The organism is Burkholderia sp. Bp8963 (assembly GCF_003854275.1).
Lineage (GTDB): Bacteria > Pseudomonadota > Gammaproteobacteria > Burkholderiales > Burkholderiaceae > Burkholderia.
This window is the reverse complement of sequence record NZ_QTQP01000001.1, coordinates 413,485-421,117: the sequence shown is the minus strand read 5'-3', so window position 1 is coordinate 421,117 and position 7,633 is coordinate 413,485. Positions and strand designations below refer to the sequence as shown.

Annotated in this window: 8 protein-coding genes and 2 pseudogenes; 4 read left to right on the top strand and 6 right to left on the bottom strand. The window is 65.5% G+C overall.

Annotation, left to right across the window (positions count from 1 at the left end; translation table 11 throughout):
* Together DID96_RS01865 and DID96_RS01860 are read right to left on the bottom strand one after the other, a co-directional pair.
* Window positions 1–187 (bottom strand): helix-turn-helix domain-containing protein (locus tag DID96_RS01865; protein WP_260463770.1); only part of this gene is annotated, 187 nt, incomplete at its 3' end.
* Between the two features lie 84 nt (window positions 188–271).
* Window positions 272–1,036, bottom strand: a pseudogene (locus DID96_RS01860) (porin); the annotation flags it as partial.
* 54 nt (window positions 1,037–1,090) lie between these two features.
* Between DID96_RS01860 and DID96_RS01855 the strand changes: the two are divergent.
* Window positions 1,091–1,264: pseudogene (locus DID96_RS01855) on the top strand (Tn3 family transposase); the annotation flags it as partial.
* A gap of 93 nt (window positions 1,265–1,357) precedes the next feature.
* Here the strand turns inward: DID96_RS01855 and DID96_RS01850 are convergent.
* The gene (locus DID96_RS01850; protein WP_124597583.1) at window positions 1,358–2,551 is read right to left on the bottom strand and encodes an MFS transporter; all 1,194 of its coding nucleotides are present in this window, start codon (window positions 2,549–2,551) and stop codon (window positions 1,358–1,360) included.
* Between the two features lie 389 nt (window positions 2,552–2,940).
* On the opposite strand from DID96_RS01850, the gene DID96_RS01845 reads away from it, so the two are divergent.
* Window positions 2,941–3,405, top strand: coding sequence for a GNAT family N-acetyltransferase (locus DID96_RS01845; RefSeq protein ID WP_124597558.1), 465 nt, complete (start codon window positions 2,941–2,943; stop codon window positions 3,403–3,405).
* Here the strand turns inward: DID96_RS01845 and tagH are convergent.
* The 3 genes from tagH to DID96_RS01830 are packed head-to-tail and all read right to left on the bottom strand — an operon-like array spanning window position 3,381 to window position 5,598.
* Complete coding sequence (gene tagH, locus DID96_RS01840) at window positions 3,381–4,781, bottom strand: type VI secretion system-associated FHA domain protein TagH (RefSeq protein WP_124597557.1); 1,401 nt, start codon at window positions 4,779–4,781, stop codon at window positions 3,381–3,383. The two genes, DID96_RS01845 and tagH, sit on opposite strands and share 25 nt — an antisense overlap.
* A gap of 48 nt (window positions 4,782–4,829) precedes the next feature.
* Window positions 4,830–5,219 carry a TssQ family T6SS-associated lipoprotein gene (locus DID96_RS01835; protein ID WP_124597556.1) on the bottom strand — a complete coding sequence of 130 codons (390 nt, stop codon included), beginning with the start codon at window positions 5,217–5,219 and terminating at the stop codon, window positions 4,830–4,832.
* A gap of 55 nt (window positions 5,220–5,274) precedes the next feature.
* The gene (locus DID96_RS01830; RefSeq protein WP_124597555.1) at window positions 5,275–5,598 is read right to left on the bottom strand and encodes a hypothetical protein; all 324 of its coding nucleotides are present in this window, start codon (window positions 5,596–5,598) and stop codon (window positions 5,275–5,277) included.
* A 141-nt stretch (window positions 5,599–5,739) separates the two neighbouring features.
* On the opposite strand from DID96_RS01830, the gene tssJ reads away from it, so the two are divergent.
* Together tssJ and tssK are read left to right on the top strand one after the other, a co-directional pair.
* Entirely contained in the window at window positions 5,740–6,258 is a 519-nt protein-coding gene (gene tssJ / locus DID96_RS01825) for a type VI secretion system lipoprotein TssJ (RefSeq protein WP_124597554.1), read from the top strand.
* The gene (gene tssK, locus DID96_RS01820) at window positions 6,255–7,625 is read left to right on the top strand and encodes a type VI secretion system baseplate subunit TssK (protein WP_124597553.1); all 1,371 of its coding nucleotides are present in this window, start codon (window positions 6,255–6,257) and stop codon (window positions 7,623–7,625) included. Before tssJ ends, tssK begins: the two co-directional genes overlap by 4 nt.
* Window positions 7,626–7,633 lie beyond the last annotated feature (8 nt).

The following is a 7,633-nucleotide window of genomic DNA, read 5'->3' as shown; positions in this document are numbered from 1 at the left end:
GGGCAATGCGCTTGCGCCACAGGCAGACCGTTTGCACCGAGACACCCAGCTCCCGCGCAATCACCGTATTGGAGTGACCCTCGTGGGCCCACAACGCGATCCGCGCCCGCATCACGTCTCGCTGCGTAGCCGTCTTCCGCTCGATCAGCGATCGCAGTTCCTGTCGTTCTTTATTCGCCAGCTTCACTGGCGTTGCATGTCGGCCTCGGCTCATCCAGACATGATAACCGAGGCAGTTATTTATTCAATCTATTTACGGGATGTTGTACTAGTAAGCCTCGACTGCGTAGAGACCCGTGCGCTTCGACAGGGAGTAGAACTGCGACAGCGTGAACTGGTGGTACTGCGCTGCGCTCGTGATGCCGTTCGACCGGGTCGCGCGCGTGTAGCTGTAGCCACCCGCGAGGGTCCACTGGCCCACAGGCCTCCATCGCAACACGGCACCTGCCGTGTTGAACGTCGCCGTGTTGCGGAACGTCGAGCCAGCACCCGGGATGTACTGCACGTTCGAGTACGTTGCCGTGATGTCCCACTTATCGGAGAGGTAGCCCCCGGTCACAGCCACGCGCTGCTGCGCTTGCGCCGTCTTATACCCATTGTTGATCGCTGACACGGCCGTCTGCGCTCCGCCGTTCGATAGTGTGGATTCCGCGCCCCACGCACCGCCGCCCGGCGTCGAGTAACTCACACGCTGAAAGCCCACTGCGATGCCGTAGGGACCATGGACATACCGGATGCCCCCACTCCAGGTCGAGCCGGCGTTCAGGCTGTCCGGCACGCCACCGAGCGAGTACGAACCTCCAACCGTGAACCCGTATAACTCCGGCGATATGTAGACGAGCGAATTGTTGGCGCGGTAGTCGACGTCGAGCGCGTCGATGTCGCCAGGGTGTGCGCCGAAGTAGCCGGTCAGCCAGTTGTTCGGCGTGTACGGCGATACCAGCGTGTAGTACGCCGTGTACTGACGGCCCGCCGTCAGCGCGCCGTAGTGCGGGTCGGACACGCCTACCCACGATTGACGCGTAAACAGGCCGCCGCAAGGTTTCCGGACTGTCGGCGTACGAAATGCTCCGAATCCTGAAGGCACCCCAAACTGAAAGAGCTGCAGCAGAAGGGGCATCCGGTCGACGCCGAGGTACTCAAGGTGCTGTCACCGTACCGGCGGGAGCATATCAATCGGCTCGGGGACTATCTGCTGGATCTGCAACGCCCCGTTCCACCACTCGATCCGACCATCGATTTCGCATTCAAATCAGCAGCTTAGGCCGAGATGTGGCGGATTTTTAGCGAATCCCGGCCGAACTTCTTCCACGCACGGACAGCATGTGTCCGATTGCGCGATGTGCCCGATGTGCCGTTAGCGCGGTTCGTTCGCTGCGGCATTCAATGCCGCCGGTGTCACGATGCGCAAGAACGGCACGATCAACAGCAGGGTGACCGCAGCGAATCCCGCGAACGTGGCACGCATTCCGACGAACTCGGCGAGCACGCCGCCGAGTCCCGCGCCGACCGGCATCGCCCCCCAACTGAACAGGCGCGCGGCGGCGTTGTAGCGGCCGAGCAGGGCAGCGGGCACGAGGAGCTGGCTGAGCGTGCGCGCATTGACGGTCCACAGCGTGCCGCCGAGGCCGCCCGCGAACGCACCCGCGGCCACGGCCCACAGATTGTCGGTCGCGGCCGGCGCCGCCATCATCGCGAGCGTGCCGAGCAGGTCGACGAACATGACCGTGCGCCGCCCGAACCAGCGGTTCAGCGTGGTGACGCTCAACGCGCCGACGAAGCCGCCGATCCCGAGCGCGCCCACCGCAATGCCGTAGCCGCGCGCATCGAGACCCATCGCTTTCGTCGCGAAGAGCGGCATCAGCGCGAGCCAGGCGCCCCAGCATGCGCACAGCACCGTCAGCGTAATCGCCATCAGGCGCAGGATCGGCTCATGCCACAGGCAGTGCAGCCCTTCGACGATCTGTGCGTGCACCGGATCGCGCGGTCCGTCCGACGCACGGGCGACGCGGAAGCGGCCGGCCAGTAAGAACAGGACGAACAGACCGATCAGGTACGTGCCGGCCACGGTGCCGAGCGCGAGCGCCGTCCCGGCGGCGACGAGCAGGCCGCCCGCCAGCGGCCCGCAGAACTCGTTGCAGACAGTCTCCGCGCCAGCGACCCACGCATTCGCGCGTTCGCGCACGGCGGGCGCGACGGCGTCCGGAATCAGCGCGGCGGCCGACGTCAGTGCGATCACTTCGGCGATGCCGAGCGTGAGACCGCCGATGTACAGGACGGGCAGCGTGATGCTGTGCGAGAGCGACAGCAGGATCAGCGTCGCGATCGCGGCAAGCCTCGCGCTGTTGGCGATCCACAGCAGCACGCGGCGGTCCGCGCGATCGACCAGCACGCCGACGTGCAGCGCGACGAGCAGCCACGGCAGCGTGAGCGTCAGCGATACGCCGGATATCTGGATTGGAGACTGGGTCAGCGCGGTTGCCATCAGCGGCAGCGCGACCTTGGTCACACCGTCCGCGAGATTGGTCAATGCGGTGAACACGACGAGCACGATGGTGTTTCGGCCGCTGGCTGCATCCAGCGGGTGCGTCGAGGCGGACAACGTGTTCAAGCCTGTCTCCAGTGGGGAGGGTTGGGTTGCACGGCTGGTTTTTCTCGAAATGGAAATGTAATTGATTCGAGATGGCTATGGTAGAGTGCGCGGGCCTTGATCGAAACAGATTGGCTTCGCGAGCTCGCGTCGCTCGGCTGCGCAATTTTTTCTCAGCGGTCGAATGTTTCGATATCCGAAACAGACGTTGTCGATCATTCAAACAAGGAAAACATGGCGGCTGCCACCCAGCATAAAGCCGTTTTCAACGCGGCGGTCAAACACGAGCAGCCACACGCTGCGTGTCCAGACGAACAATGCGGACGAACAACGTGCGCCGGAAGGCTGCGATGACGATGATCGTCCGTGACGCCGTGCCCGGGGATGTGCCGGCGTTGCGCGAGCTGTTCCTGCGGTCGCGGCGCGAGACCTTCGTCTGGCTGACGGACGACGCGTTCCAGCTCGCGGATTTCGACGCGCAGACGGACGGCGAACGGCTGCTGGTCGCCGAGGATGTCGATGGGCGGCTCGCCGGCTTCGTCTCGGTCTGGGAGCCGGACCATTTCATCCATCACCTGTATGTGGACCGGTCGCGAATTCGGCGTGGCATCGGCCGGGCGCTGCTGCACGCGCTGCCGGGCTGGCCGGCGACACGCTATCGGCTCAAGTGCCTGCGTGCCAACGAGGCGGCGCTCGCGTTCTATCGCGCGTGCCGCTTTGCCGAGATCGGCGCCGGCAGCTCAGACGACGGGGAGTATCTGCTGCTGGAGTTGCGTGACGCGCGGCCCGCTCAATGCCGGCCGCTGCCGCGATAGTTCTCCACTTCCGCGTCGTACGCCGCGAGAAACGCCTTGCCGAACACCGACGCGAAATCGTCCTCGATCGCGAACACGGTGTCGCGGTGCGTCGCCGCGTAGCGATCCCACATCCGCGCCTTGTATAGCACCGGCAGGTGCTTCTCGTACCAATGCGGCGCGGTGTCCCGCTCGCGCAGGCGCTGCGGAGAAAAGCGCGTCAGCAGGTCCATCAATGCCGCGCGCATGCCGGCGACCATACCGATCTGGTGCGCGTGCAGATCCTGGAACGCATCGTGTACCGCGCTTTGCGGCGACATGAAGCCGGGCAGCGGCAGCCCGAACATCTGCCGCAGCACCGCACCGCCGTCCGGCAGCATCTTCAGCGGATTGTTCTCGCGGTCGAGCAGCATCGTCATGTGGGCTTTCACCTCGCGCTTCAGGATGCTGCGCGACGACAGCAGCTCCACCGTGCCGTTCGCGAACAGCGCGAGCAGCTGGCCGGCGATGTACAGCTGCTCGGCCGACCAGCGATGCGGCTCCGCGGCCGCGTCGATCCCCGCGCCTTCGAAAAACGCACGCAGCAGCGCGTCGGGCGTCGCAGGCTCGGCCGCACGTGGTGCGGACGGTGCAGCGGACGGCGCTGCATCGTTCACGTCCGGCGGCGTGCCGGCGGGCGCCGCCGCCGGTTGCACGCGCACGTGCTGCGTCCATTCGGGTGCGTGATCCGCCTGTGTGGCGGACGGCGCAGGTCCGGCCGTGCCGCGCGGTGAATCGACGGGGCCGGCCGGCTGCATGAACAGGTCGAGCGGGTCGGTCGACAGCTGATTCAGGTCGCTCCGTGCGGCAGCGGGCGCGTCGGGGTGGTCCTGCGGCGTGCCGCGCGGCCGTTCAGGGAGCCGTTCAGCGGGCCGTTCGTCGGCCCGCCTGCTTGCGAGCGACCCGGTCTCGAACGTGGTCTTGCTGCGGCCGAAATGGTCGTGCAGCCGCCCCCAGAGCCGGTTGCCGGTGCCAGTCGCGTCGGTCCGCGGCGGAATGGTGGCGGCGGCGACGTCGACAGTCCGCTCGAGCGCCGCTTCACCGTCGCGCTCCGCGCGCAGCACATACGGGCCGATCCGGATGATGTCGCCGGAATTCAGCGGCCGCTCCTGCGCATAGCCGATCGGCACGCGGTTCACCTCGATCGTCGAGACGCTGCTCAGGTTCCTCAGCAGGCATGCGTCGTCGCTCACCTGCAGCAGCGCCTGCAGGCGCGAGATCTGCCGGGTGTCGTCGCGCAGCACGAGATGGTTGTCGCTGGCCCGGCCGATGGTGCCGCCCGGCGGGTGAAACACGACGGCGTCGCATGGGTCGCCGTCGACCGGTTCGCCGGCGTGTTCGATCACGATCAGTTGCATGTCATACGTCGCCCGATGGAAGAAGCGTTCGCACGGAAACCGGTTCGCTCAGGACGACGCCGCATGTTTGCGACGCGCGGCCTCGAACGCGGGCCCCCAGATTGGATGCCCCCGCTCGGCGGCGGACAGGTCGAAGCGCGGATTGAGGTCGAGAATCTTCGAGAACTCGGCCCGGCACAGCGTGACGCGGTTCGTCACGCAATAGCTGAACGCGAGGAGCTTGTGCGCGGTGATCTGCGTGTCGACGTCGGCGCCGTCGATTTCGTGCGCGTGGCCGAGGATCGCGATCGTGCGTCCGTAGTCGCCTGCGTCGTACGCGGCGCGCGCACTGTCGACGGTTGCATGCGCAGCCGACTCGGCCGGCGACGGCGTGCTGCAGCCGCCAATCCCCAGCAACAAGACGCCGAGCAAAAGAACGAGCGCCGAACGGCCTTTCATTGTTGAAATGGATGATCCGGTTGATTGGAATGTCACCGCGCAATGCTGTTGGATTCTAGTGCCAATAATCGGGCGAGGATTCGCTGTTACGTTTTGTTTCATCTTGAAACAATAATTCGGGTAGAGCGCCTTCTCGCATTTCGCGTGCGCCTTGAGAATCCCGAAAATCGTAACTATAGTTCGGTGTGCTTTTGGGTTTCGTCAGTTTTTTGGCAGCGTTCATCCCTGTGCGTAAAAGCGGGCCGTTTATTCCGGCGGTGGCCGGTGCGAACCCATACGTTAACGAATCATTGAATTGGTCGAGATTGGCTGAATAATCCGTCGCTTCCCAATATTTGACCTTTGAAAATATTTGGTGATTTGACCCGGCTTTTTGCATGAACAAATTTCCGAATGAAATCGCGTAGAAAGGATGGGGAAATTACATAATTACCGATCGGGAAATTGCCATTTTAAAAGATCGATCCGGATTCCGTTATCGGGAAACCGGTGGATTCTTGTTGCGTTGCGAGGACGGAATATGCGACGGCGGTCCGGTGGATTCATCGTATTGGGATGCGTGCTGCTGTTCCCGGGGTGCGGGGCGACGGAAAAGACCGTCGCGGTGCCGTATGCGATCACGGTCGCCGTCGCGTCCGACGTGAACCCCGACCGCAATCAGAAGCCGTCGCCGATCGTGCTGAAGGTGTTTCAGCTCAAGACGGCGTCGCCGTTCGAGAGCGCCGATTTCTTCTCGTTGCAGGACAAGCCGGAGAACGTGCTCGGCGCAGACCTGCTCGGCGTCGACCGCATCATCCTGCGGCCCGGCGATGCGCGTACGCTGCACTATCCGGGCAATGTCGAAGCGGGCGCGCTCGGCATCGTCGCCGAATACCGAGTGCTGGAGAAGAACCGCTGGCGCGTGACCGTACCGCTGCCGCGCGCGAAGCAGCTCAATCTCTACAAGTTCTGGCAGATGTCGCCGGGCGAACTGAAAGTGTCGATCGCTGTCCGCAACGGCGGTCTCGGGATCGACGGCGATACGCGGGGCCGGCCATGAACGAACCGTCGTTGTCGGCAACGCCCGCTACCGCGCTGCGCCAGCGCGTAGTGTGGACCGAAGGGATGTTCCTGCGGCCTCAGCATTTCCAGCAGCTCGAGCGCCATTGGGAGCGCTACGTCGGCATGCGCTGCCTGCCGCTGCAAGGCTTCTACTGGGGCTTCGACGCGCTGGAGATCGATCGCGAGCGGCTTGCGCTCGGCCAGGTCGCGTTGCGCGAAGCGTCGGGCGTGATGCGCGACGGCACGCCGTTTGAGCTGTCGCATCCGGACGACCTGCCCGAGCCGCTCGACGTGCCGGCCGACGCGAAGGACCTGCTCGTCGTGCTCGCGTTGCCGCACTGGCGCAGCGGCGCGGAGGACGTGTCGTTTGGCGATGCGGGCGACGTGGACGTCGCGCGCTACGTGGTGCGCGAATACGAGATCGCCGACGCGAACGCGGTCGCGCTCGGCCCCGCGCTGCTGCAGACCGGGCGCCTGAACGTGCGGCTGATGCTCGAAGCCGAACTGACGGGCGACTGGCATGCGCTCGGCGTCGTGCGGATCATCGAGCGCCGCACCGACGGACGGCTGCTCGTCGACGACAGCTACGTGCCGCCGCGGCTCGTCGCGCAGCACGATCCCGTGCTGCTGCGCTTCACGCGCGAGCTGCATGGGCTCCTCACGCAGCGCAGCGACGCGCTGGCCGCCCGGCTGTCGGAGCCGGGGCGCGGCGGCGTGTCGGAGGTCGCGGACTTCCTGCTGCTGCAGCTCGTCAACCGCTATCTGGCGCTCACCTGGCATGCGCAGCAGCACGTCGCGACGCATCCGGAGGCGCTGTTCCGCGACTGGCTGAAGCTCGCGTGCGACCTGAGCACGTTCACGGCGGCGGGCCGGCGGCCGCAGGCGCTCGCCGTGTATCGGCACGACGACCTGCGCGCGAGCTTCGGCGAGCTGATGGCCGAGCTGCGCCGGTCGCTGTCGACCGTGCTCGAGCAGAACGCGATCCAGATCGAGCTGCGCGACGCGGGCAACGGGATGAAGGTCGCGACGCTCGCCGATCCGGCGCTGCGCGACACGGCCGGCTTCGTGCTCGCGGTGCGCGCGGACATCCCCGCAGACAGCCTGCGCACGCGTTTTCCCGCACAGGCGAAGCTCGGGCCGGTCGAACGGATCCGCGATCTCGTGCAGCTTCAGCTGCCGGGGATCGGCGTGCACCAGTTGCCGGTCGCGCCGCGGCAGATTCCGTATCACGCGGGCCATGCGTACTTCGAGATCGACAAGGGCGGCGAGCTGTGGAAGCAGCTTGCGCGCTCCGGCGGGCTCGCGTTTCATCTGGCCGGCGAGTTCCCGGGACTCTCGATGGAGTTCTGGGCAATTCGCGGGTGACGGCGGGA

What these genes read in the sequence shown, in the direction of transcription:
- tagH (WP_124597557.1), bottom strand. Translation starts at nt 4,781, where the DNA reads ATGCAACTGATCGTGATCGAACACGCCGGCGAACCGGTCGACGGCGAC.
- DID96_RS01830 (WP_124597555.1), bottom strand. Translation starts at nt 5,598, where the DNA reads ATGCAAAAAGCCGGGTCAAATCACCAAATATTTTCAAAGGTCAAATAT.
- tssJ (WP_124597554.1), top strand. Translation starts at nt 5,740, where the DNA reads ATGCGACGGCGGTCCGGTGGATTCATCGTATTGGGATGCGTGCTGCTG.
- DID96_RS01845 (WP_124597558.1), top strand. Translation starts at nt 2,941, where the DNA reads ATGACGATGATCGTCCGTGACGCCGTGCCCGGGGATGTGCCGGCGTTG.
- DID96_RS01835 (WP_124597556.1), bottom strand. Translation starts at nt 5,219, where the DNA reads ATGAAAGGCCGTTCGGCGCTCGTTCTTTTGCTCGGCGTCTTGTTGCTG.
- tssK (WP_124597553.1), top strand. Translation starts at nt 6,255, where the DNA reads ATGAACGAACCGTCGTTGTCGGCAACGCCCGCTACCGCGCTGCGCCAG.